Genomic DNA, 22,659 nt, shown 5'->3' on the forward strand with positions numbered 1-22,659 from the left:
GAAAAAAGGACTGTGACAAAAGTCTTGTCACAGTCCTATTCTTCCGAATAAACGGTGTTCTCCTGCCAATTCCGAATCACAAGTTACAATATTCATCAAACATGAGAAGCTATTTTTTGAAATTGTTCCTTGTGACTCGGAGCTGAACGGCAGGCTCACGACCTCTTGGTAAATAGTGTTCCAGAAGTAACTTTTACGGAAAATGATCCGAAATATCTTGGAGCTGACCACTTCTGTCACAACCTCCATCATTTTTTGTTATTTTTGATCCAATTGTCTGGAGTAAAATTTTCATCGTCAATAGACCATTCCAGAAAAAATTCTTCTAAGAATTCACGCATGAAGGTTTCTCTTCGTTTGGTTTCTTCATATCCGTAATCAGTATTCATTTTATCAGACAGCAAGAACAGTTTTTCATAAAAATGATTGATCACTGTCGTGCCTTTTCGGTAATTTTCTTTGTCCTTGAATGTTTGCGGATATAGTTCAGGATCAAAAATCGGGTGCCCATGTCCACCGCCGAAATAAGCAGTACGCAAAATGCCGATTGCTCCTAATGCTTCGATACGATCAGCGTCTTGAACGATCTTACCTTCCAGAGATAGTTCGGCGGCTTCAGAGAGATTTTTAGAAAAGGACATATTTTCGATAATGGAAAAAATCATCGAGATCTGTTCCTCTACTATTGGCAAAGAGCGAAGGAATACACGAAGCTGTTGCTTTGCCTCGTTCTCATTTTTAACGACTTTATCATCAATCGTATCATGTAGGTAAGCTGCTGCAAGCGTCACAAAGCGGTCTGCCTGCGGTTCCGTCTCCAAAATTTTTTCAGCTAACTTGACAACTCTTTTGGTATGATCGCTCCCATGTCCTGTTTGATCATGCGCTAATTGGTCCATACTATAATCAGCGATCACTTGTAATTTATCCATTCGTTCCACTTCTTTCTTAAGTAAATAGCTGAAAACATCTATAGATTAGATGAATTTCAGCTATCTTTGTAAATTGTATTTTATTTTACCTGATATACATTAAAATACAGGTCTTTCATATAGTCGATCAGGTATTGCGGATTAAGCGGTTCATGTGTTGCATCCATGATTAATTGATTTGGTTTTCTAGATGCACCATATTGATGGATATGCTCTGACATCCAGTTTTTGATTGGAGAATAATCGTCTAACGCTAGAACATTTTCCACATCTATTTCTTGCTGCAAAGAATGAAGTAATTGTGCCGCATACATGTACCCTAATGCATAAGAGGGAAAATAACCAAAGCTTGCACCTGACCAATGAACGTCTTGTAGGATGCCTTCCACATCATTTGTTGGTCGTATTCCCAGATACTCTTCATATTTTTGATTCCATATTTCAGGTAGTTCAGCAACATCTACCCCTTCATTGAAAATCATTTTTTCGATTTCATAACGAATGATGATATGGAGAGGGTAAGTCAAACTGTCTGCCTCGATACGAACCAAACTTGATTTTGTATGGTTCAATGAACGATAAAATTTGTCAAAAGGAATATCATCGAATGTTCCTTCTGCACATTCTTGAAAGAAAGGATATTGCTTTTTCCAGAAGCTGCGACTACTTCCAATAATGATCTCGTTAAACAACGATTGTGATTCATGGATACCCATTGATGTACCTTCATAAACCGGTGTATACGCATATTTATCATCGATGTCTTGTTCATACATACCATGACCAGCCTCGTGGATCACTCCAAAAACAGCCATTTTGAAATCTGTTTCGTTCCATCGTGTCGTGATTCGTGCATCATTCGGATTAATTCCAGTCATAAATGGGTGGACAGTGTCATCTAAACGACCACGGCTAAAATCATAACCAAGTTGTTCGATTACTTTCACTACAAATCTCTTCTGTTGCTTTTTCGTCATTCTCCGATTTAAAAAGTCTGTTTCAGGTTCAGTCCCTTTTTCTTGGAGCGTACGGCGGATCGAAAGAATTCCTTCTTTAAGCTGATCAAATACCTTATCAAGGATTTCGACAGTCATCCCGGGTTCGTATTGATTCAGCAAAACATCATAATTCGTCTTTTCATCTTTTCTCCAGTAAGGTATCAACTGTTTTGTTAATTCAATATTTTGATTCAATGCGTGTTGAAAATCAGAAAATTGTTGTGTTTCTCTAGCTTTTTGCCATTGTCCGTGTGCTGAAGAAACGGCAGCTGTATATTTTCTCATAAGATCTTCCGGTACGCGATGTTCCAAATCATACTCTTCTTTTACTTTGGCAAAAACGGCAGTTCCAACTTCCGACAATTCTTCCGGATGTTCAGAAAAATAGCGAATGGCTTCTTTGATCTTTGGACCGATTTTTTTTGAAAAATAAATGCTGTAAAGATAGCTGTCTACTTCACTTCGGTATGCACTAGCTTTTTCAGGCATACCTGTTTGTGTATCCCAATCGAGGATTCCTAAAGCTTGTTGTAGAAGATTGATTTCTTTTACTTCTTGTAAAAATTCCTTTTCATTCATCCAAAAGTCCTCCAACTTATCCTAGTTATCATTTATCCAATAGCTATATCTCACTTACATTTACTACATTTCCTTCGCATCGATTAATTCAAACCGTTCAACAGCCAGTGGCATTTCTTCATAAAATTCTTTTCCAATTTGGGGCATTAACTCCCTAAAAAACTTTTTATGAGCTTTATACCAGTAATCATAGCTCAAATCACCCTCACCCTCAGCACGGGCAATTTCTTCTGTTACTTCATTCATCGGCATTATCGTCATATCTGTATACTTTATGATTCCTACAGGTTTGTCTTTACTATTTAAAACAATGGTATAACTTCCGATTTTAGACAAAGGATCTTCATCGTAATACAGGTATTCATCGTATGATGAACATGACGCTGTTTTGATCCCCTTTAAAATCAAGTCCGCTAGCTCATCAGCCATCGGTGTTCCTTCCCAACCCCACTGCTCTGCGGTAACATTTGTTTCAGGGAATTCACCTTGCCAAAATTCTTTCCAATACTTTTTTGCTTGTTTATTCATTTTCAATTCCTCCAAAAATCATAAGTTTAAAGGTTTTAAATCCCCAACTATGGTTTTTAGGTACCCATACTTATATCCTAGTTATTCGTTTTCAGCCCGTTCTTTTCTAGGCGGACGAGTTCCCCAATACTGGAATAGATCCGTACGCAATGCACCATTATACAATTTTCTTTTTTTGGTTGCTTTTTGTCCGTAAAATTCCTCAAACGCTAAGTCGCTAGTCAAGATATATTTACTCCATGTTTTTAATGGACGGAACACATCGCCCATTTCTTTATATAATTTTCGAACGGTTTCTTCTTCTCCTAGACGTTCCCCGTAAGGCGGGTTAGCCACGATGACCCCGTATTCTTTATCCGTTTTGAAGTCTTTGACTGCTTGTTGCTTAAAGGTAATCGAAGAGCCTAATCCGATTTCTTCTGCATTGGCTTTGGCAATTTCAATCATCCGTCCATTGATATCTGAACCAGTAATATCTAATTCAATATCATAATCTGCTTTTTCTTCGGCTGCTGATCGAACATTTTCCATGATTTCTTGACTGAACCAATCCCAAGATTCGCAAGCAAACTCACGATTGAATCCTGGTGCGATATTATGGCCTATTAAGGCTGCTTCAATACAAAGCGTACCTGAACCACATACAGGATCATAAAATGGACGGTCTTTTCGCCAATTTGTCAACATAATAAGTGCTGCTGCCATGTTTTCTTTCAATGGTGCTCCACCTTTTTCTAAGCGATAACCACGTTTGAATAAACTTGGTCCTGTCGTATCCAGAGTTACCATCACATGGTCTTTCAGCAAAGCTACTTCCAACTGAAAATGTGCGCCAGTTTCCGTCAGTGGTACAGAAGCTGGACGGTGATAATAGGTACGGAGACGTTCAACGATTGCTTTTTTTGTGATCGCTTGGCAATCAGGTGTGCTATATAGTTTCGACTTGATCGATTTTCCAGCTACAGGAAAAGCTGCATCTAGTGGGAGAAAATCTTCCCAAGGCAATGCTTTTACGTTTTCAAACAATTCATCAAACGTATATGCATCGAATTCCCCAACCACGATTTTTACTCGATCTGCTGTACGTAACCATAAATTAGCTGTAGCGATCGTTTCCATTGTTCCTTCAAAACGTGCACGTCCGTTCTCAACTTGGCATTCGATTCCAAGATCTCTTAATTCTTTACCAACCAGTGCTTCTAGCCCGCTTGCCGCAGTTGCGACGAGGTTGAACTTCCTGTTTTTTTCCATACACAATCTCCTTATTTATAAAAAAAGGAGGTGGGACATCAGTCCTACCCCACACTTTTACTCAAATTCCGAATAACCGGTGATACAAAAGTTTGTTTTGTAATAAGAACGACTCATCTGAAGTATTGAAAAATAGCTTTCAAATGTTTTTCTCGTTTCTTATAACGCATTACTTTTGTCACGACCTAATTCCCTGATGTTTGCGGTTTTCTATAAGCCATGTTCTGTACTTTGCTTTTCCAGGGAGAAAAAACAAAGCGGTAACCATCTATCTGCAGTTATACTGCCTTTTTGTCCTGTTCTTCTTCCAGACAAAAAGCGCCCCTACCATTGTTTGGGTTGCTCGCTCGAGGGGTTTACCGCGTTCCACCGGATGGGTTTCCCCAGCCGCTTCGTCACTGTGGCACTTTCAAGGATACTTAAGCATAGCCGAAGCCTTAGCTTGTTTTCCTGCCGTTACTCCAAAGAGTACCTTAGCTTATGGTTTCGCTAAGCACGAACACTACAGGCATCACAGCCTGTGCGAGCATGGACTTTCCTCAGCCTGATCAAGTCAGACCGCGATTACCCGAAAACCGCAAATTCATTAATCAAAAATTAAAATTGACGTGTTTTTTCATTATCATCTAAGCTTGTGTCTGCATTTGTGTAGTTATTTGGATTAGGTTGTGCTGGTTTGACTGCACTTGCTTGTTGATCAAGCTTTTTACCAAATACTTCACGTTCAAGATTTGACAAGCGTTTTAAGATATCAAAATTGGTCACTGCTGCGCTCTTTGGTGCCTCTGTTTGTTGCACGCGTGTTTGAGCTGCTCCTTGAGTTTTAGATAATTGAGCTACTTTTGCACTCAATCGATCGTTTTCTTCTTGTAAAGCAAGGAGTTCTTTGCTGTAAGTTTCATAATCTTTGATGATATTGTCTAAGAATTCATCAACTTCAACGGGATCATAGCCGCGCATTTTTGTTTTGAATTCTTGTTGTAAAATGTCTTTAGGACTATAAACCAAATTCGCCATATTTACACCTCTAGTTTTCATTTACGTAATAACATTTCTACCTTTTTCATTGTATAGGAAAAAAGTTGATAAATCAAACACAATATCGATTATTCACTAAAATTTTGAAGATCGTCCATACTGATCAGCCGAATTTCGTAGGGATGATCTGCTTGGTAATTCTGTGCATCTTCAAAAAAATACTTCGTTTTTCCAGGGAATTCTTCATTATAGATCAGCAAACAGCCCACTGTATGTTCAAGTATAAAACGAGTGTGATTCTTTAACTGACTAGGTGATTGATAGGGTTGATGGCTAACAGCTTCGACATAATCTGCTAATTGTTCTGCTAATTGTTTTTTTTCTTGGTTCCCTTCATTCCAGTTATTACCAAAATCAGCAAAAGGATACAAAATACCAAGGGATAGTTCCGGATATTCTTCTTTCAATTCCGCTACTATTTGCACAGCCCATAGTTCAACGCCCAAATTCCCACTGACAAGTACCCATTCCAGTCCTTCTTCTGCTAACTGATGGAGTTCTTTTTTTAAAACATTTTTAACAACTTGGATTTTAGGATCATTTTCTTTAAAAACACCGAGTTCGAAACTTCGATACCCAGACACATAGATTACTTTTGACTTATCCATCTCAGATTCCTTTTCTTTCTATCCGCTTTTTTGCTATAATGTGGCCTAGGAGTGTGATTAAAGATGGTATTGCGCTATCCAAATGGCCAACCTTATTATAAGAATGCCTCTCCCGTCGAAAAAATTCAAGAAAAAAGAAATCAGATCACTGAATTCGGCAATCGGGGGATGCGCTTTGAAGAAGCAATCAATGAAAGTAATAAATATTATCTTTCCCGCGGGTTGGCGGTTATCCATAAAAAGCCTACCCCTATCCAAATCGTGAAAGTAGACTATCCTAAGAGAAGTGCTGCTGTGATCAAGGAAGCCTACTTTACCCAAGCCTCAACTACAGACTATAATGGCGTCTATCGAGGCTTTTACTTGGACTTTGAAGCAAAAGAAACCAAGAACAAAACATCTTTTCCCTTTAAAAACTTCCATGCCCATCAAATCGAACATATGAAAGCATGCCTCGAACAAAATGGGGTCTGCTTTGTCTTGTTATGGTTTTCGTCTTTGAAGCGCTGTTTTTATTTGAATAGTGTTCATTTGATTGCTTACTGGGACGCCCAAAAGGAAAAAGGACGCAAATCACTACCTTTATCTTTGATCGAAGAACTAGGAATAGAGATCAAAACTGGTATTTCTCCGCGGATTCCTTATTTGGACGCGGTTGACTTCTATTTATCAACATTATCTATTGAAGGAGAAAGCAAGAATGGCAAATGAACAAACTAGAAGCTCTAGACGACAGAAACAGCCTACTCCTAAAAAGAGTGTGAAGAAGAATTCTGGCAAAGGTTCTGGAAAGTCCTCTGGAACACATAAAAAAGGATTATTTATCAAGATCCTTTTAGGAATACTCTCATTTTTCTGTATCCTCTTTTTAGCAGGTGTAGGACTTTTCTGGTATTACGCAAAAGATGCGCCCGAATTGACGGATAAAAAATTAGACGCTACCGTATCTTCCAAACTATATACACAAGATGGCGAACTATTCGAAGATTTAGGCGCAGAAAAGCGTGAAAAAATTTCTGCGAATGAATTACCGAAAACATTAGAAGATGCGATCGTGTCGGTAGAAGATCGCCGTTTTTATAAACACATCGGGGTTGACCCTATTCGGATCATCGGTTCTGCCCTCTCTAACTTTACCTCTGGCGGACTGCAAGGCGGAAGTACTTTGACACAGCAATTGATCAAACTTTCCTTCTTCTCCACTAGTGCAGAGGATCAGACCCTGAAACGCAAGGCCCAAGAAGCGTGGATGGCTGTAAGATTGGAACAAAAAAAATCGAAACAAGAGATCTTGACCTACTACGTAAATAAAGTGTATATGTCAAACGGCTTGTACGGGATGGAGACAGCTTCTGAGATGTACTTTGGTAAGAAATTATCAGAACTTTCTTTACCGCAAACAGCATTGCTTGCTGGGATGCCTCAAGCCCCTTCCGCCTATGATCCTTATGTTTATCCAGATCAGGCGAAGAAAAGACGAGATACTGTTTTGTATACGATGCTTCAAAACGAAAAAATCTCTCAAACAGAGTATGATCAAGCTGTCAATGTACCGGTAACGGATGGTCTGCAAGAACTAACTCAATCCGATGACAATACTAAGATCGTCGATAATTACGTCAAAGAAGTCATCAATGAAGTACAAGAAAAAACAGATAAGAATGTCTACACAGACGGTTTAGAGATTTATACGAATTTGGATCTGGACGTCCAAAAGAAACTATATGATATCGTCAACACGGATCAGTATGTCTCTTACCCAGACGACGAGATGCAAGTTGCCTCCACCCTTATCGACACCAATACCGGGAAAGTAAAAGCCCAGATTGGCGGACGTCACATCGCAGAAGACGTAACTTTAGGAAACAACTTAGCAGTGAATACTTCCCGTGATTTTGGTTCTACGATGAAACCTGTCACAGATTACGGACCAGCTTTTGAATATTTGAAATATTCTACTGGAAAAACTATTACTGACGCACCGTATAACTATGAAGGGACTTCGACTCCTGTAGGAAACTGGGATAATCAATATATGGGCACCATTACTTTACGCCAAGCACTTTACTTATCCCGTAATGTTCCAGCAGTCAAATTATTCAATGAAGTCGGTTCAGATAAAGTGGCTTCTTTCTTAAAAAATCTTGGGATCGAATACAGTACGATCCATCAATCGAATGCGATCTCTAGTAATACGGAAGAACAAGATGGGACAAAATACGGAGCTTCTTCCTTAAAAATGGCAGCAGCCTATGCGGCTTTCGCCAATGGAGGGACTTATTACAAACCTCAATATGTTAATAAAATCGTCTTCCAAGACGGAACAGAAGAAACTTATGAGCCAGATGGAAAAACAGCCATGTCTCCAGAAACAGCTTATATGATCACAGACATTTTAAAAGATACGATCACTGAAGGAACTGGTACGAATGCGCAAATCGCTGGGTTATATCAAGCCGGTAAGACCGGAACATCCAATTACACAGATGACGAGTATGCAAAACTCGGTATTTCTTCTGGGGTGTATCCAGATATCTTATTTGCGGGCTATACGCCAAATTATTCGATTTCCGTGTGGACAGGTTACAATAAAAAAATGACACCTGTCACTTCAGAATCGTCACACGTAGCCTCTGATGTTTATCGCGAGCTTATGCAGTATGTTTCAGCTAACGTGACAAATACAGACTGGGAGATGCCAAGCGGATTAATTCGTGTGGGCGGTGAACTGTACTATAAAGATCAATATACAGCTAGATCGAATGCAGTTACACCATCAACAACTATTCCATCTTCCAGCTATGTCCAGACTCCTGGAAGCTCAACAACAGAGACAACGACTCAAAGCTCTAGCTCTACTAGTCAAAGTGAATCAACTGCTGAGTCCTCAAAAGAAAGCACGACAGCAGAAACAAGCGAGCCAGCGTCTTCAACAACGGTTCCTTCTTCTTCATCCGAAGAAAGCTCGACACCGTCTTCATCTGCTCCTCCTGCTTCTTCCAGTGAGCCAGCAACTAGCGGAGCGGATGCTGCAAATGACCATACACCATCCAGTAGCACCTCAGCTTCTGGAAACAGATAGTAAAAAAGAAACCACGTCTACAAGCGTGGTTTCTTTTTTGTGTCTATGTAAAAAACAGCTACAAATAAAAATCATGTACCAAGCTGTATTACATGATTTTTTATAAGACTATCCAGCATATACATGTGTGATCTAACATTTAGCTTAAAAATTAGAAAATCCATTTTTCTTTTATCATTACATATACTTTATCCATTTACTTGTTTATAATTAAATCGGCTAAATACACACTAGTCTTTTATTTAGTGCCACTTCTTAATAGTCCCATTGTTATTATCAAATAAAAAATACAATATATGGTTTTGAATAATTTTTTGAAAGAAGGCTTCATTTTGAGTTATCTGATAGTATGCTTAATTATCATAATTTGTCTGCACCATCTTTTTTTATCGAAAACAATACCTCGTTATTCCAAGAATAAAAAAGCTGAAAAATTTAGTTTATTATTAAATAAATTTACTTTAATTGCTCCTATCCTTGCATTTATTATTTTTTCTGTACTTTTAAGCACTACTCTTAAAGGAAAATTTATGGAAAGAAGCTCTCATGCAATGATTCTCACTTTTTTATGGTTGTTGTTCACCAGAATCTATATTTTTCTGATGAGCCTGAAACCGCCCAAATCCATTAGTTTATGTTTAGTTATAAATGGTATTTTTTTATTATCACTTATCATTTTTATTACACCTTTAGATAGATACGTCACTTATTTATATAATCCTTTGGAATACTGGACTTATTTTATAGGTATATTGGAAGGCATTATTTTCTACATCGGGTATTTTCCCAAGAAAAATAACAACATTTATTTTTATCGCAATAAATTGTAATAAGTTACCATCCTAGCTACTGAGTATGTACATTTACTTTTTCATGCAAAAAAGATAAACGAAACAGCTTTTCTCCATAATAACAAGATAATTCATACATTTATTTGCAATTAAAGAAACCACGTCTACAGGCGTGGTTTCTTTTTTAGCGCCTTTTCTTTTAGACGCATCCGATTTTTCCCATCTTGACATATTGATAGCAAAGGACATACCTCGCACTTGGGATTTCTTGCCGTGCAATGATATCTACCGAAAAAAATCAGTGTATGATGTGTCTTTACCCATAATTCTTGTGGTACTTTCCGCATCAGTGTTGCTTCTACTTCCATGACCGTAGCATCTAGTTTGCAGATCCTCAGGCGTTTTGAGACACGTTCCACGTGGGTATCTACTGCGATTGCTGGTATCCCGAATGCATCCCCCAATACGACATTTGCTGTCTTTCTGCCTACACCAGGAAGAGACATCAATTCTTCTCTTGACGTTGGCACTTGCCCATCGAAACGTTCAATCAGCTGCTGTGCACACGCTTTGATGTTTTTTGCTTTATTTCGATACAAACCAATCGTTTTTATTTTAAGAATGATTTCATCGATTGAAGCTTCCGCTAACGCATCGGGTGTCGGAAAGGAGGCAAACAAATCTGGCGTTGCTTTATTCACTGATACATCTGTCGCCTGGGCACTTAAGATCACTGCAATCAATAATTCAAATGGATTATTGTGCTTGAGTTCTCCATGTGCTTCGGGAAACATTCCATACATCGTTTCTAGAGCTTCCATTGTTTTTTGTTTGCTTAACATATTCCGCTACTCCTCCAACCAATTTTTCAGTGAGACTTTCGGCAATTCTTCTTGTTGAGCTGACTGTTCTACTTCTCTTTGAAGAAGCTGCTGTTTTCTTCGTTTTTGGTCTTCTTCCACTTGTTGTTTTGTACGTAGATTTTTTCTTTCCCACGATAGCAAAATGCGGTCAACGTAATTAAAACTATAAGCCTGATTTAATACGGCTTCCCTCAGTGCTAGCTTCAAAATTTCCGGCTGATAATGGTCTTCTTCTAGCCATTGACCGATTCGCTGGAACTCGATCGAAGAAAGCGGGCGTCCAAATTCTTGTTCAAATAATTGATACACTGACTGGATTTCTTTTTCTTGTGTTTTTTCTTCGTATTTTTTTTCTTGTGTTTTTAAATACTCACCTAATAGATCATAGATGGGGTAAAGATTATATCGATCTGCTTTTTTACCGTTGACAATCGTCGTTTCTATCTTGATAAACCCATTTGTTACGAGACGATCCAGTATTTGAAAAATCTGATCTTGCTTGATTCCCATATCCATAGCAATCATCTGCAAATCAGGGAAAGTATCTCCTTCAAGCTGTGCCATATGCAACTGTAGAACAAATAAAAATTCTTCAGATTGTAGACCGATCCTATGGTAATTTTTAAGTAAAAGATTAGATATAACTGTTTGTCCAGCGCTTAAGTAATTTTCTAAATTCAACATGATTTCTCCTCCGCTCAATCACAGTATACGTAAAAAAAACATGGGAAGCAAGAACAGGTTTCTTTTCTATTTACTTCACTGATCGGTCAGATTTACAATGTCGTCTACTTGATTTTTGTTTGTTCATGTTTTTGATGCGCATCTTCACTTTTCGGAATAAATAAATTAAGTAGATTTCGCTGTTCCTTAGAATGTTGACAAGGAAACAAAATTACTATACACTACTTTTGTTTCCAAGTTAACATTATTGCATAAAGGAGTTTTTACATGTACAGTTTCACAAATAAACATTCTAAAGTTTTTGGATACGTCTCTGTCTTATTCACTGGATTAGGATTTACTATCGTCAGTCCTGTACTTCCGTTTTTAACGCTGCCTTATTCTCACTCCATACATCAGCAAGCTTTCTATATCACTTTGCTCATGTCTGTTTATGCTCTAGCTGCCTTCTTATCTGCCCCCATTCTCGGTAGCTTAAGTGATCATTTTGGGCGTCGTCCGATCCTTATTATCAGTTTATTAGGATCAAGTATCGGATATTTGCTTTTTGGTTTAGGAAATTCGATATGGATGTTGTTCCTTGGTCGTATCATTGAAGGATTGACGGCAGGAGAAATCTCCACCTTATATGCTTACTTTGCCGACATCACGGAACCTAATGAAAGAACCAAAGTTTTTGGATGGATGGGTGCTTTAGTCGGTATAGGAACAACGCTGGGTCCTATTATAGGGGGTCTATTAGCTGAGTTGGGGAATTCTGTTCCTATATTTATTGGAGCACTCTTTACTTTCTTAAATGCCGTTTATGGCTACACATTTATGCTAGAAAGCCTTCCAATAAAAAAACGTTCAGTAGATTTAAGTTTCTCCCATGTAAGACCTTTTCACCAATTACAACAATTATTCAAGATTTCATCCGTTATTCCTTTATTGACAGCAGGTTTTGCTGTTTGGTTGGCAGCTGGCTCTCTTCAATCTATCTTTTCTCAATTTTCGATTGACGCCTTTCAGTGGAAGGCTGGGTTGGTTGGTTTAAGCTTCTCTTTGATTGGAATCTTGGATACTGTCTCGCAATTGTTCATTATGCCTCGATTGCTCAAAAAATTTTCAGAACAGCAGATCACAAGAATAGGGATGTTCAGTGAAATCCTCGCCTATCTATTCATCACATTATCTGGAATTCTTCTACTGCCGATTTTGTTTTTATTTGGGATTATCTGTTATGGTTTCGGTGATTCTATTTTTACTCCTGTATTCAATGGCCAACTATCCAATTCTGTCTCAGATAACCAGCAAGGTCTTGTAATGGGCGGTACCCAAAGTATACAATCTCTATCGCGCGTCATCGGCCCGCTAATCGCAGGACAGCTTTATGCTGCAGCACCATTTCTTCCAACGGTATTCGGATTTTTGCTTATGATTTTTGCCTATTATCACTACAATAAAAAATAGTAGCTTCATTTGCTACTTCGTATAAATTCTCTGTATCGACCGATAAAACGAAATACTGTGTCAAATTCTTCTTTTGACATATTTTCAAATACAGTAGCATCTCGCTGTACCCATTTTTGATGGAGTTGCTCGTGTCTATTCCTTATTTTTTGTCCGATTGGCGTCAATTGAAAATAGATCTCTTTTTTATTCTCTTCGCTTTGATAAGTGTTTATGATCCCTCTAGCTATCAGTTTTTTTGTTAGCTTACTGATGGCTCCTCTAGTCATATAACTAGCATTCGCTAATTTTGTCACGTTAGGATCAGGGATTTTCCCGATATGTTCAATCACTTCTAGTTCATTTAGAGTAAATCCTGCAAATTCTTTTTCCATTTCTGGTTTATTACGATGAATAATCTCATTAGCTAAATCCAGATATTCTTCTATTAGCAGTTGTCTTTTATCCATTTCTACACCTTCTTTTTCTTTCATTATATTGTTTTTTTGTTTCCTATTCAACAAAGATAAAAATATTTTGCAGGAAAACCCAATCTGAAACCAAGAAAAAAAGGGGTTGACAAAGCTTGTCATAACCCCTTTTTCTGATTAAAAGATAGTAAAGAGACAGTCATCGGTAATTGTGATGATTTTTTGTCATCACTTAAGGATGAGCGGCCTTTTCAAAAACTGTCTTTAAAGATCATCATCAGTTTCTAGCACATACGGCTGACCTTCATATGTGTACTCTGTATTCAATGTGCCGTCATTTTCATCTGAGTAGATGCGTCTACTGAAAGGAAAACGATGAGAAACATTATCTTTGGCGTCTTTTGCTGGCATCGTGTAATATTCCTCTTGCGTTTCATTCAACTGAGAGAGTACTTGATCTGCCAACTCATCAATATTGATCGTTGATTTCTTCGAAGCACTTTTATAATCTTATGATTTGTCAAATTAAGCTAGAATAAAATGCTTCTTGTACATAGCTCAAAAATATTTCGATTGGTGTTCTGTAATTCAATGATTTTCTTGGAATATGATTACGTTGATTGCTGACACTGGAAATAAATGTCTGATTCACTTCTCTAAAATCCATTGATTTCGGCAGTCCATTACGACGCAGAATCCCGTTAGAATTCTCGTTTAATGGGCGTTGAGAAGGTGTTCCAGGGTCCGCAAAATATATATCAATATCATGTTGGTTACTAATGGCTTTCCAGTTAGAAAATTCTTTTCCACAGTCAAACGTAATAGATTTAAAGAAGTTTTTAGGGAAGCGAGAAAACCATTGATTAAGGGCAGTTTCAATATCTAATGCCTTACGGCCGTTGGGTTTAATCGTGATAATGACTTTAGATAATCTTTCAACTAAAGTAATGACGGCACTTTTATGATGAATGCCAACGATCGTATCACCTTCAAGGTGACCAAACTCAGAATTGAAATCAGGATAATTATCAGGTCGATCATGGATTGAGCGCTGATACTGTTGTTTTCCCCGTTTTTCCTGATGGCCATTGGGTTTTCTTTTACCTTTCATCGGTAGTGTGTCAATATCAAATATTCCTTTAGAAAATAAACGATAAAGGGTTCTCATACCGCATGAAACAGGTCTTTCTTTTCGCCCGATAATGACGTCAGGCGTCCAACCAAGAGTGACTTTCTCTTTAATGTAATCTACTTCATGAGCAGGTAATTGAATGACTTTTCTACCACATTTTTTCTTTATACTGGTGCCAATAATCAAGAGCAGTCTTACCTTGCTTGAACTTATTGACTACATTATAAATAGTTTGCATAGCACGTCCCATTCGGTTAGCGATTTCAACCGGCTTATTATGTTGAAGATAATATGATTCTATCATTGTCAGTTCGTCTATGGTAAGATGTTTGTAGGTCATTTATGGTTACACTCCTTTGTTTTCTTTCGTCGGAAATACAATTTGAGTGTACCATAAATGCCTTTTTATTTTTCTAACTTAATTTTACAATTCGCGTCTTCTAAAAATGCATCTTGTTGGACAAAATATTCTTTATTCATCTTCTTTCTCACCTTTCTTTTCAAAATCAAATAAAGCTGCTTGTTCTTTTATGTAACAGCTTTATCTTTGCTGCTTATTGTGACAAAAAATGCGAAGAAAGACAACTAATTGTACTTTTCACAAAAAAGACAGAGGGTCGTGACAAAATTGTGTCACAACCCTTTTTCTTTATTGTGCAGTTTCGATTTCGCCTAGCGCTGCTTGTGCAAGTAGGTTCAAGTAATTCCATGGGCGGTCAAAATGTGGTTGGAAGAAGAAATCTGAAAGTGCGAGATCTTCTACAGTCATTTTATTTTGAACAGCTAAAGACATGGTATTTGCTGATTGTGTAATGTCGTATTTGGACATGAACTGAGCACCTACGATACGATTCGTTCCTTTTTCATAGACTAGCTCCATCATTACTTTTTCAGTAGTTGGCATGAACTCTGGACGATAATTATCTTCAAATACAGTCGCTTGGACTTCTAGATCGTTCAAAGTTGCGCTTTCTTTGGTCACACCTGTCGAACCGATCGTCCAGCCAAATAGGTAAAGTCCTGAAGTTCCTTGAGTACCACGATACGCCATTTTATGATCTGTCAAATTATTTCCCACAAGCAAACCTTGACGAACGGCATTTGTTGCCAAAGGAATATAGTTTTGCGTGCCACTTGGATTGTAGTTGACTACTGCAGAGTCTCCAGCTGCAAAAATGTCTGGATTACTTGTCTGCATGTATTCATTCACTTTGATTGCCCCGTTTGGCAGTGTATCTACTTTTCCTTCGATCAGTTTTGTATTTGGACGGAAGCCTACACATAAAATGACCATATCTGTATCAAATGTATCTGTTGGTGTAGCTACTTGTTTCACTTTTCCTTCTTCATCTGTGATAAATTCAGTAACATTTTCGCCTAGCGCAAGAGTAACACCGCGGTCTGTCAATTCTTTTTCTAAGATATCTGTGAATGGTTTATCTAGATATTTATTCAAGATGCGATCTAATCCATCAATCAATGTCACTTGTTTTCCAGATTCGACAAAAGCTTCTACTAATTCAATACCGATATATCCACCACCAACAATTACTACACGTTTTGCTTCTTTCGCTTGTGCAATAATTTCATTTGCTTGATTGTAGTTTTTGCATAGGAGTACATTTTTCGCATCGATTCCACTAATCGGTGGGATAATAGGCCATGAACCAGTTGTCATCACTAATTTATCATAAGAAACCGTTTCTGTTTCTCCTGTTTTCAGATCTTTTGCCGTTACTGTTTTATTTTCTGTATCGACGTCTGTTACATCGTGTTCCATTTTAACTGTTGCTCCTAATGAAGATAATTCTTCAGGATTTGAGTAGAACAAGCCTGCTGGGTCCTTTACTACTCCTCCGACATAAAGTGCGATACCGCAAGATAAGAAAGAAATATTGTCATTTCTTTCATATACTGTCACTTCTGCTTCTGGATGATTTTTTAAAATACTTTTTACAGCTGCAGTACCTGCATGAGTACAGCCAATTACTACTACTTTCATTTATGGTCCCTCCGATTAACATTTTGTCCTTCGACAAAACTACTATAACAGAAATAAAACGGATACAACAGTTTAATGCTTGTGAATTCACAAAGGTTTGTTTGTAGTTTCATTTCTTTTCAAGCATAAGAACCCAATATCTACAAGATTCTTATTGTGATAATATTCACTTTGATATCTAAGATTGTGAATAAAAGACAAAAAAATAAAAAAGCTAGCGTTTTTTTTACACAGCTAGCTTTTTTTAGGTATAACACTTATAGAAACTGTTTTTACATTTGCGCCTTTTTTGCTGACTCTTTACAATCCGGACAGAGTCCATACAATTCTAACCGATGTTCATTAATCTCAAAATCAGTCAGTCTGCTCGCAGCCATTTCTATATCTTCAAGCCCTGGGTAATGAAAATCAACAATCTTACCGCAGTTTTCACAAATTACATGATAATGATGCTTTGAACTGAAATCAAATCGGCTAGAAGCATCGCCGTACTTCATTTCTTGAACAAATCCAATCGAAGTAAATAAGCGAAGGTTATTGTAAACAGTCGCAACACTCATATTTGGAAACCGATGTTCAAGTGCTTTATAAATCTCATCAGCCGTTGGATGGGAATGATGTTCAATCAAATATTCTAAAACCGCGTACCGTTGAGGTGTGATTCGAATGTTCTCTTTTTTTAACTTTTCGATAACCTCTTCGACTAACTTATTTTCCATGTAAACACCCCACGTTGTTATTCTCGTCTTATCATACTATTTTTACATTTTAAAATCCACTTAACATGAAAAGAAAATTCAATTTTATTGTATTTTAATGAAAAAAGACGTAAAACAGTCGCGTTCACTATTCTACGTCTCTATTCAAATAATTTTTCTCATCATAAATTTTTGTGTGTTCTTTTCATCTTTAAAAGTTTTTTACATAAACCTATCTGGAGAAAAACCAAGTGCCTTATATCTCTTGGTAAAGGGCTGTAGATAAATAACGTTCACCATTGTCGGGAACCACAGCTAATACCTTCTTGCCTTTTCCTAATTCTTTTGCGACTTTTAGCGCGGCAGCAATTGCAGCGCCAGATGAGATGCCTACTAAAATCCCTTCTTTTCGCCCAACTTCTCTAGCTGTTTCCATCGCTTCGTCTCCACTAATAGAAAGGACTTTATCATACACAGAAGTATCCAGTGTTTTAGGAACAAAACCTGTACCGATTCCTTGGATTTTGTGAGGTCCCGCTTCTTTCCCTTCTAAAATAGCAGATTCTGCTGGTTCTACCCCGATTAATTCGATTTTCGGATACACACGTTTTAATTCTCGGCCAGCGCCAGTGATCGTTCCTCCTGTACCGATACCTGCAACAAACGCGTCCAAGCCATTTACTCCAAATGCTTGATGTATCTCAGGACCAGTCGTCTTCTCATGCACAAGAGGATTTGCTTCATTTTCAAATTGTAATGGTAAAAAGTAGCCGTTTTCTTTTGCCAAACGTTCTGCTTCTCTGATTGATCCAGAAATACCATCCGCACCAGGAGTCAAAATCAACTCTGCGCCGTACCCTTTCATCAATAAACGTCTTTCGATACTCATCGTCTCAGGCATCACGATGATTACTTTATATCCTTTTGCAACTCCTACCATCGACAATCCGATTCCTGTATTTCCAGAAGTAGGTTCAATGATAGTATCACCTGGTTTCAGTAGACCATCGTGTTCTGCTTTTTCTATCATACTTAAAGCAATACGATCTTTTACACTTCCTCCTGGATTAAAAAACTCAAGCTTTACAAAAACATCTGCTGAATCTTCTGGTACGATTTTATTTAATTTGACGATTGGCGTTTTGCCAATCAATTCGGTGACTGAGTTATAGATAGCTGTCATCTTCAATTCCTCCTTGTCTTTGCTCTTCTTACTTATCATAATACAATCTGTTCATTTATGGCGAGTGATTCGTCTTTGACTAGCAAAAAAAAGACAAAGATATACCATATATGGTAGTTTCTTTGCCTTTTTATCTAAATCAAACGTTTAGTTCTTGACCAACTAATAAAGAATAACTGGACATAGACATGCCATTTTTCGCCATTAGATCATCAACAGACATGCCAAATTTTTGTGCAATATCCCATAGCGTATCACCTGACACGACTGTATATGTCTGACCATTATTTGTATTTACATCTGTTGTTGAAGATGATGACGTTGAAGTCGTCGTAGTAGTCGTTGTTGTTGTACTTGTGGTTGTTGTAGCCGAACCTGTTGATGGCGTATCAAAACGGGTTAAATTATAAGTATTAATCAATGAGTTCAATTTGGCCCCATAATTTGGATCGGTAGCATAACGACCTGTCAAGTACGCTGTTGCATCATAAAAACTTGTTGTATTGCTTTTCCACACGCCAGCATAATGATAATCGCCCGTGGAAAAACTGGTTGAACGAAGAACATTCGCATGGTCTTGGAAGGATTCCCAATAAGAAGAATATTTTCGGAATGGTTCATTTATCGTTACCCATTGTCCGTTTACATATTCTTTGGTTGCCATATAAACGACCTGTCCGTTATAGCTTCCTTTCACACCGAATAGATTATAATTTGGCGCACTAGCTAATCCGGAAGTGCCATATGCACTTTCCAACAACGCTTGAGCGATTATGACTGAAGCATACAAGTCATTACTTGCAGCAACTTCTGACGCAGACCAGCCGATTTGATCGATAAACGCTTGAGGATCAGCGACTGTTTGAGATCCTTGTTCATCTGCATGAACATGTTGCGGTACCGCTGTAACCATCATCGGCCCAACTAAAAGACTCGTTCCAATTAAAGGAGCAATCGCTTTTTTATTGATCACCATTTTTCTTTTAGGTCTATGGTGTCGGGCACTGCGGGTCTTCAGCTCTTGCATTCAAATTCCTCCTCAAAATAAAAAAACTTAATAAAAAGTTCTCTTCTTAAAACAAACTTAATTAATTAAATTATACTTTTAATTCTCAAGAAACACAAACTAATCCGAAGAATTCTTTGTTTTGTCATTTAAATGTAACATAGCCGAAAACGAAAAGTAATATTGATTTATTCTTCTAACACATAAAGAACAGCTGTCTCCAACTTGCAGACAGCTGTTCTTATCAGTCAAACAATTGCTTGGATCTATGATAGTTGATTGTACGTATTCACGACATTTTCTACTGTAAATCCAAATTCTTCTAAAATTTTAGTGCCAGGGGCAGATGCACCGAAATGATCGATTGTAATCGTTGCGCCCTCTGTTCCTACGTAGCGTTCCCATCCAAATGATGCAGCAGCTTCGATAGCCACACGTTTCTTCACTGATTTAGGAAGTACGCTTTCTTTATATTCAGAAGATTGTTTTTCAAAGAGGTCAAAGCTTGGCATAGAAACAACAGAAACATCTTTGCCTTTTTCAGCCAATTCTTTTTGAGCTTTCACAGCCAAGTCAACTTCAGAACCTGTTGCAATCAAAATACCTTCTGGTGTTTCTCCTTGTGATGGAGAAAGAACATACGCGCCTTTTTTCACCATTTCATCTGCTACTTCTTTTGTAGAAGGCAATACTGGAAGGTTTTGACGACTCAATACAAGGATAGTAGGCGCATCTGTTGTCTCCATCGCTACTTTCCAAGCAGCACGTGTTTCATTTCCGTCTGCCGGACGAATCACTTGAACACCAGGCATGCAGCGAACAGATGCTAGTTGTTCAATCGGTTCGTGCGTTGGTCCGTCTTCTCCGACAGCAACCGAGTCATGTGTTAAGACGTAAACAACAGGAGTATGTTGGATTGCTGCTAAACGAACTGCTGGTCTTAGATAATCGACAAAGACAAAGAATGTTCCACCGTAGATACGAGTTCCGCCATGAAGTTGGATACCATTCATAGCCGAAGCCATTGCAAATTCGCGGACACCGAACCAGATGTTGCGTCCTTCATAATGTTCAGGAGTGAAATCTTTATCTGCAGCCACCATTGTATTATTGGAACCTGACAAGTCCGCTGAACCACCCCAGAAGCTTGGTATAGCTTTCGATAATTCTTGGATGACTTCTTTACTTGAAACACGGCTTGCTTGACTGCTTCCAACTTCATAAGTTGGCAATTCTGCATCCCAGTTTTCTGGTAGTTTGCCATCAAAAGCATCTTCAAATTGTTGTGCTAATTCAGGATAAGCTTTTTTATAATTGGCAAACATTTCATTCCATGCATCTTCAGCTTTTTGTCCTTCTTCTATCATCGTTTGATGGAAGCGGGCAGCTACTTCTTCTGGAACAGTGAAATCTGGATACTCCCAACCATAAACTTCTTTAGCCATCTTGATGCCATCTTCACCAAGAGGAGCACCATGAACAGCAGATGTTCCTTCTTTAGGAGCACCATAGCCGATGACTGTTTTTACTTCGATCAATGTTGGTTTGTCTGTTTCAGCTTTTGCTTCTTCAATCGCTTTAGAGATTGCTTCTAGGTCATTTCCGTCTTTCACTAAGATATGTTGCCAGCCATATGCTTCATAGCGAGCACCAACGTTTTCTGTGAAAGCTTTTGAAGTTGGACCATCTAGTGAAATATCGTTTGAATCGTATAAAACGATCAATTTCCCTAGTTTCATATGACCTGCCATCGAACTTGCTTCTTGAGATACCCCTTCCATCAAGTCTCCGTCACCGCATATTGCATACGTATAGTGATCCATCACATTAAAGTTTTCTTTGTTATACGTTGCTGCAAGGTGCGCTTCTGCCATTGCCATACCGACAGCCATTGCAATCCCTTGTCCTAATGGCCCTGTAGTGGCTTCTACACCATCTGTATGATGTACTTCAGGATGTCCTGGTGTTTTAGAATCCCATTGACGGAATTGTTTCAAATCATCGATTGTCACTTGATAGCCAGCTAAATGAAGCAAGCTATACAACATTGCTGACCCATGTCCTGCCGAAAGAACGAAACGGTCGCGGTCAGCCCAGTTTTTTGATGTCGTTGGATTTACTTTCAGGTGTTTTGTCCATAACGCATATGCCATAGGTGCTGCGCCCATCGGCAATCCAGGATGTCCTGAGTTTGCTTTTTGGACTGCTTCAATACTTAATGTACGAATTGTGTTAACGCCAAGTTGGTCAATTTTGTCAAACAAAATAACCCCTCCTATTAATTTAGGTTTTTTTTACCTTTATTTCTTACACTTTCATTCTATAAGATGTCACACGAAAAAGCAATCTTTTTCAGTATTTTTTACTAAAAGTTGTCATTTCGGTTGTGTAAGCCTTTTTTCTTTTGGATTTCTTTTAATTTTTCCGGGGTCACATCATTCCCCTCAGGATCGACGACTTTCATTCCTTCGATATGATGACGCATACCGGAACGAAAAGCTTCCAAATACTCTTTGCGCAAGTTGATTTGTTCTTGTTCTTCGGCTTTTGAGAGACCATTTTCCTTCTTTTTACGTGCAAGTTCATTGATCCGCTCTATTTTTTCAGGTGACAGCATGCTCAGCCCTCCTTTTACTCTCCTTCATATTATATAAAAACTGAAAAAAAAACAACTAGATAAACTAAATAAAATACGAACATTCGTTTGATTTAGCGCTTTTTATATGGTACTATTTATTTATCAAGTGAAAGAAGGTGTACCTTGTGGCCCGACAAACTGAATCAAGACAAATCGAAGTCTTACGATATATCCATGAACAAGTAACCCAAAAAGGATACCCGCCAACTGTCCGTGAAATCGGGGAAGCTGTTCAGCTTTCTTCTACTTCTACTGTTCACGGTCATCTTGCACGGCTTGAAAAAAAAGGGTTTATCCAAAGAGATCCGACGAAACCTCGTGCAATCGAGTTGACAAAACAAGGTTTAGAAAAGATTGGGATTCGTCCAACAACTATTCCAGTACTTGGCGTCGTAACAGCTGGAGAACCCATTTTAGCAGTAGAGGATGCTTCAGACTTCTTTCCAATCCCTCCTAATCTTTCTTCCGAAGAAGGCAGTCTCTTTATGCTGACAATTCGTGGAGATAGTATGATCAATGCTGGGATCTTGGATGGTGACAACGTGATCGTTCGGAAGCAAGAAACTGCTCAAAATGGCGATATTGTCATTGCAATGACTGCCGAGGACGAAGCGACTTGCAAACGATTCTATAAAGAAAAAAACTTTTTCCGTCTGCAGCCTGAAAACGACTTGCTCGAACCAATCATCTTAGATCAAGTATCTATATTAGGACGAGTAGTAGGACTTTATCGTAGTCATATCTATTAATTGCTACTAATAAAAGAAAACTTTTTAAAAAGAGT

20 protein-coding genes, 1 other RNA gene and 2 pseudogenes are annotated in these 22,659 nt (G+C 38.2%); 5 read left to right on the forward strand and 18 right to left on the reverse strand.

Features of this window, described 5'->3' with window-relative positions:
* Window positions 1–248 precede the first annotated feature (248 nt).
* The 7 genes from MKX69_RS06620 to MKX69_RS06650 form a co-directional block, all read right to left on the reverse strand.
* On the reverse strand, window positions 249–932 hold the full coding sequence (locus tag MKX69_RS06620; RefSeq protein WP_341009436.1) for an HD domain-containing protein: 684 nt from the start codon (window positions 930–932) through the stop codon (window positions 249–251).
* Between the two features lie 80 nt (window positions 933–1,012).
* Window positions 1,013–2,509, reverse strand: coding sequence for a carboxypeptidase M32 (locus MKX69_RS06625; protein WP_341009438.1), 1,497 nt, complete (start codon window positions 2,507–2,509; stop codon window positions 1,013–1,015).
* Window positions 2,510–2,572: 63 nt separating this feature from the next.
* The gene (locus tag MKX69_RS06630; RefSeq protein ID WP_341009439.1) at window positions 2,573–3,037 is read right to left on the reverse strand and encodes an ASCH domain-containing protein; all 465 of its coding nucleotides are present in this window, start codon (window positions 3,035–3,037) and stop codon (window positions 2,573–2,575) included.
* Between the two features lie 81 nt (window positions 3,038–3,118).
* Entirely contained in the window at window positions 3,119–4,288 is a 1,170-nt protein-coding gene (locus tag MKX69_RS06635) for a THUMP domain-containing class I SAM-dependent RNA methyltransferase (RefSeq protein ID WP_010724040.1), read from the reverse strand.
* A 208-nt stretch (window positions 4,289–4,496) separates the two neighbouring features.
* An RNA gene (gene rnpB, locus MKX69_RS06640) (RNase P RNA component class B) lies at window positions 4,497–4,864 on the reverse strand.
* A gap of 21 nt (window positions 4,865–4,885) precedes the next feature.
* Window positions 4,886–5,305, reverse strand: coding sequence for a cell division regulator GpsB (gene gpsB, locus MKX69_RS06645; protein WP_002295835.1), 420 nt, complete (start codon window positions 5,303–5,305; stop codon window positions 4,886–4,888).
* 89 nt (window positions 5,306–5,394) lie between these two features.
* A complete protein-coding gene (locus MKX69_RS06650; protein WP_341009441.1) occupies window positions 5,395–5,934 on the reverse strand; it encodes a DUF1273 domain-containing protein in 540 nt (179 codons plus the stop codon).
* Window positions 5,935–5,997: 63 nt separating this feature from the next.
* Here MKX69_RS06650 and recU point away from each other — a divergent pair, with 63 nt between their 5' ends.
* The 3 genes from recU to MKX69_RS06665 all read left to right on the forward strand — a co-directional run bounded on the left by recU (window position 5,998) and on the right by MKX69_RS06665 (window position 9,846).
* Window positions 5,998–6,645 (forward strand): Holliday junction resolvase RecU, encoded by a 648-nt coding sequence (gene recU / locus MKX69_RS06655; protein ID WP_002289604.1) that lies wholly within the window; start codon window positions 5,998–6,000, stop codon window positions 6,643–6,645.
* Window positions 6,635–9,016 (forward strand): PBP1A family penicillin-binding protein, encoded by a 2,382-nt coding sequence (locus MKX69_RS06660; protein WP_341009443.1) that lies wholly within the window; start codon window positions 6,635–6,637, stop codon window positions 9,014–9,016. Before recU ends, MKX69_RS06660 begins: the two co-directional genes overlap by 11 nt.
* A gap of 296 nt (window positions 9,017–9,312) precedes the next feature.
* Window positions 9,313–9,846 carry a hypothetical protein gene (locus MKX69_RS06665; protein ID WP_016629411.1) on the forward strand — a complete coding sequence of 178 codons (534 nt, stop codon included), beginning with the start codon at window positions 9,313–9,315 and terminating at the stop codon, window positions 9,844–9,846.
* A 125-nt stretch (window positions 9,847–9,971) separates the two neighbouring features.
* On the opposite strand, the gene nth is transcribed toward MKX69_RS06665, so the two are convergent.
* Entirely contained in the window at window positions 9,972–10,649 is a 678-nt protein-coding gene (gene nth / locus MKX69_RS06670; protein ID WP_341009445.1) for an endonuclease III, read from the reverse strand.
* A gap of 6 nt (window positions 10,650–10,655) precedes the next feature.
* Window positions 10,656–11,354, reverse strand: a complete 699-nt coding sequence (locus MKX69_RS06675) for a DnaD domain-containing protein (protein ID WP_002289610.1) — start codon at window positions 11,352–11,354, stop codon at window positions 10,656–10,658.
* 267 nt (window positions 11,355–11,621) lie between these two features.
* Here MKX69_RS06675 and MKX69_RS06680 point away from each other — a divergent pair, with 267 nt between their 5' ends.
* Window positions 11,622–12,806 carry a tetracycline resistance MFS efflux pump gene (locus tag MKX69_RS06680; protein WP_002297435.1) on the forward strand — a complete coding sequence of 395 codons (1,185 nt, stop codon included), beginning with the start codon at window positions 11,622–11,624 and terminating at the stop codon, window positions 12,804–12,806.
* A 5-nt stretch (window positions 12,807–12,811) separates the two neighbouring features.
* On the opposite strand, the gene MKX69_RS06685 is transcribed toward MKX69_RS06680, so the two are convergent.
* The 9 genes and pseudogenes from MKX69_RS06685 to MKX69_RS06725 form a co-directional block, all read right to left on the reverse strand.
* Window positions 12,812–13,255: a MarR family winged helix-turn-helix transcriptional regulator gene (locus tag MKX69_RS06685; protein WP_002289545.1), complete on the reverse strand. Its 444-nt coding sequence runs from the start codon at window positions 13,253–13,255 to the stop codon at window positions 12,812–12,814.
* Between the two features lie 225 nt (window positions 13,256–13,480).
* A pseudogene (locus MKX69_RS06690) lies at window positions 13,481–13,726 on the reverse strand (DUF5960 family protein); the annotation flags it as partial.
* 10 nt (window positions 13,727–13,736) lie between these two features.
* Window positions 13,737–14,688 (reverse strand): annotated as a pseudogene (locus MKX69_RS06695) (IS30-like element IS6770 family transposase).
* A gap of 309 nt (window positions 14,689–14,997) precedes the next feature.
* Window positions 14,998–16,350, reverse strand: coding sequence for an NADH oxidase (locus MKX69_RS06700; RefSeq protein WP_002289543.1), 1,353 nt, complete (start codon window positions 16,348–16,350; stop codon window positions 14,998–15,000).
* A gap of 272 nt (window positions 16,351–16,622) precedes the next feature.
* The gene (locus tag MKX69_RS06705; protein ID WP_252701889.1) at window positions 16,623–17,069 is read right to left on the reverse strand and encodes a Fur family transcriptional regulator; all 447 of its coding nucleotides are present in this window, start codon (window positions 17,067–17,069) and stop codon (window positions 16,623–16,625) included.
* 235 nt (window positions 17,070–17,304) lie between these two features.
* Window positions 17,305–18,231: a cysteine synthase A gene (gene cysK / locus MKX69_RS06710; protein ID WP_002296093.1), complete on the reverse strand. Its 927-nt coding sequence runs from the start codon at window positions 18,229–18,231 to the stop codon at window positions 17,305–17,307.
* Between the two features lie 139 nt (window positions 18,232–18,370).
* Window positions 18,371–19,258, reverse strand: a complete 888-nt coding sequence (locus MKX69_RS06715; protein ID WP_341009449.1) for a glucosaminidase domain-containing protein — start codon at window positions 19,256–19,258, stop codon at window positions 18,371–18,373.
* Window positions 19,259–19,503: 245 nt separating this feature from the next.
* Complete coding sequence (gene tkt / locus MKX69_RS06720) at window positions 19,504–21,501, reverse strand: transketolase (RefSeq protein WP_002295818.1); 1,998 nt, start codon at window positions 21,499–21,501, stop codon at window positions 19,504–19,506.
* A gap of 101 nt (window positions 21,502–21,602) precedes the next feature.
* Entirely contained in the window at window positions 21,603–21,854 is a 252-nt protein-coding gene (locus tag MKX69_RS06725; protein WP_002295816.1) for a DUF896 family protein, read from the reverse strand.
* A 146-nt stretch (window positions 21,855–22,000) separates the two neighbouring features.
* Between MKX69_RS06725 and lexA the strand changes: the two genes are divergently transcribed.
* Window positions 22,001–22,624: a transcriptional repressor LexA gene (gene lexA / locus MKX69_RS06730; protein ID WP_002296572.1), complete on the forward strand. Its 624-nt coding sequence runs from the start codon at window positions 22,001–22,003 to the stop codon at window positions 22,622–22,624.
* The last annotated feature ends 35 nt before the right edge of the window (window positions 22,625–22,659 follow it).

This window comes from Enterococcus sp. FSL R5-0957 (assembly GCF_038008005.1).
GTDB lineage: Bacteria > Bacillota > Bacilli > Lactobacillales > Enterococcaceae > Enterococcus_B > Enterococcus_B faecium.

Bases quoted from the DNA above. Each gene is read 5' to 3' on its own strand.
- MKX69_RS06620 (WP_341009436.1), bottom strand. From the start codon at position 932: ATGGATAAATTACAAGTGATCGCTGATTATAGTATGGACCAATTAGCG.
- MKX69_RS06635 (WP_010724040.1), bottom strand. From the start codon at position 4,288: ATGGAAAAAAACAGGAAGTTCAACCTCGTCGCAACTGCGGCAAGCGGG.
- MKX69_RS06630 (WP_341009439.1), bottom strand. From the start codon at position 3,037: ATGAATAAACAAGCAAAAAAGTATTGGAAAGAATTTTGGCAAGGTGAA.
- cysK (WP_002296093.1), bottom strand. From the start codon at position 18,231: ATGACAGCTATCTATAACTCAGTCACCGAATTGATTGGCAAAACGCCA.
- MKX69_RS06680 (WP_002297435.1), top strand. From the start codon at position 11,622: ATGTACAGTTTCACAAATAAACATTCTAAAGTTTTTGGATACGTCTCT.
- MKX69_RS06705 (WP_252701889.1), bottom strand. From the start codon at position 17,069: ATGGAAAATAAGTTAGTCGAAGAGGTTATCGAAAAGTTAAAAAAAGAG.
- MKX69_RS06715 (WP_341009449.1), bottom strand. From the start codon at position 19,258: ATGCAAGAGCTGAAGACCCGCAGTGCCCGACACCATAGACCTAAAAGA.
- MKX69_RS06725 (WP_002295816.1), bottom strand. From the start codon at position 21,854: ATGCTGTCACCTGAAAAAATAGAGCGGATCAATGAACTTGCACGTAAA.
- recU (WP_002289604.1), top strand. From the start codon at position 5,998: ATGGTATTGCGCTATCCAAATGGCCAACCTTATTATAAGAATGCCTCT.
- MKX69_RS06625 (WP_341009438.1), bottom strand. From the start codon at position 2,509: ATGAATGAAAAGGAATTTTTACAAGAAGTAAAAGAAATCAATCTTCTA.
- nth (WP_341009445.1), bottom strand. From the start codon at position 10,649: ATGTTAAGCAAACAAAAAACAATGGAAGCTCTAGAAACGATGTATGGA.
- MKX69_RS06685 (WP_002289545.1), bottom strand. From the start codon at position 13,255: ATGGATAAAAGACAACTGCTAATAGAAGAATATCTGGATTTAGCTAAT.
- MKX69_RS06650 (WP_341009441.1), bottom strand. From the start codon at position 5,934: ATGGATAAGTCAAAAGTAATCTATGTGTCTGGGTATCGAAGTTTCGAA.
- MKX69_RS06665 (WP_016629411.1), top strand. From the start codon at position 9,313: ATGGTTTTGAATAATTTTTTGAAAGAAGGCTTCATTTTGAGTTATCTG.
- MKX69_RS06660 (WP_341009443.1), top strand. From the start codon at position 6,635: ATGGCAAATGAACAAACTAGAAGCTCTAGACGACAGAAACAGCCTACT.
- gpsB (WP_002295835.1), bottom strand. From the start codon at position 5,305: ATGGCGAATTTGGTTTATAGTCCTAAAGACATTTTACAACAAGAATTC.
- MKX69_RS06675 (WP_002289610.1), bottom strand. From the start codon at position 11,354: ATGTTGAATTTAGAAAATTACTTAAGCGCTGGACAAACAGTTATATCT.
- MKX69_RS06700 (WP_002289543.1), bottom strand. From the start codon at position 16,350: ATGAAAGTAGTAGTAATTGGCTGTACTCATGCAGGTACTGCAGCTGTA.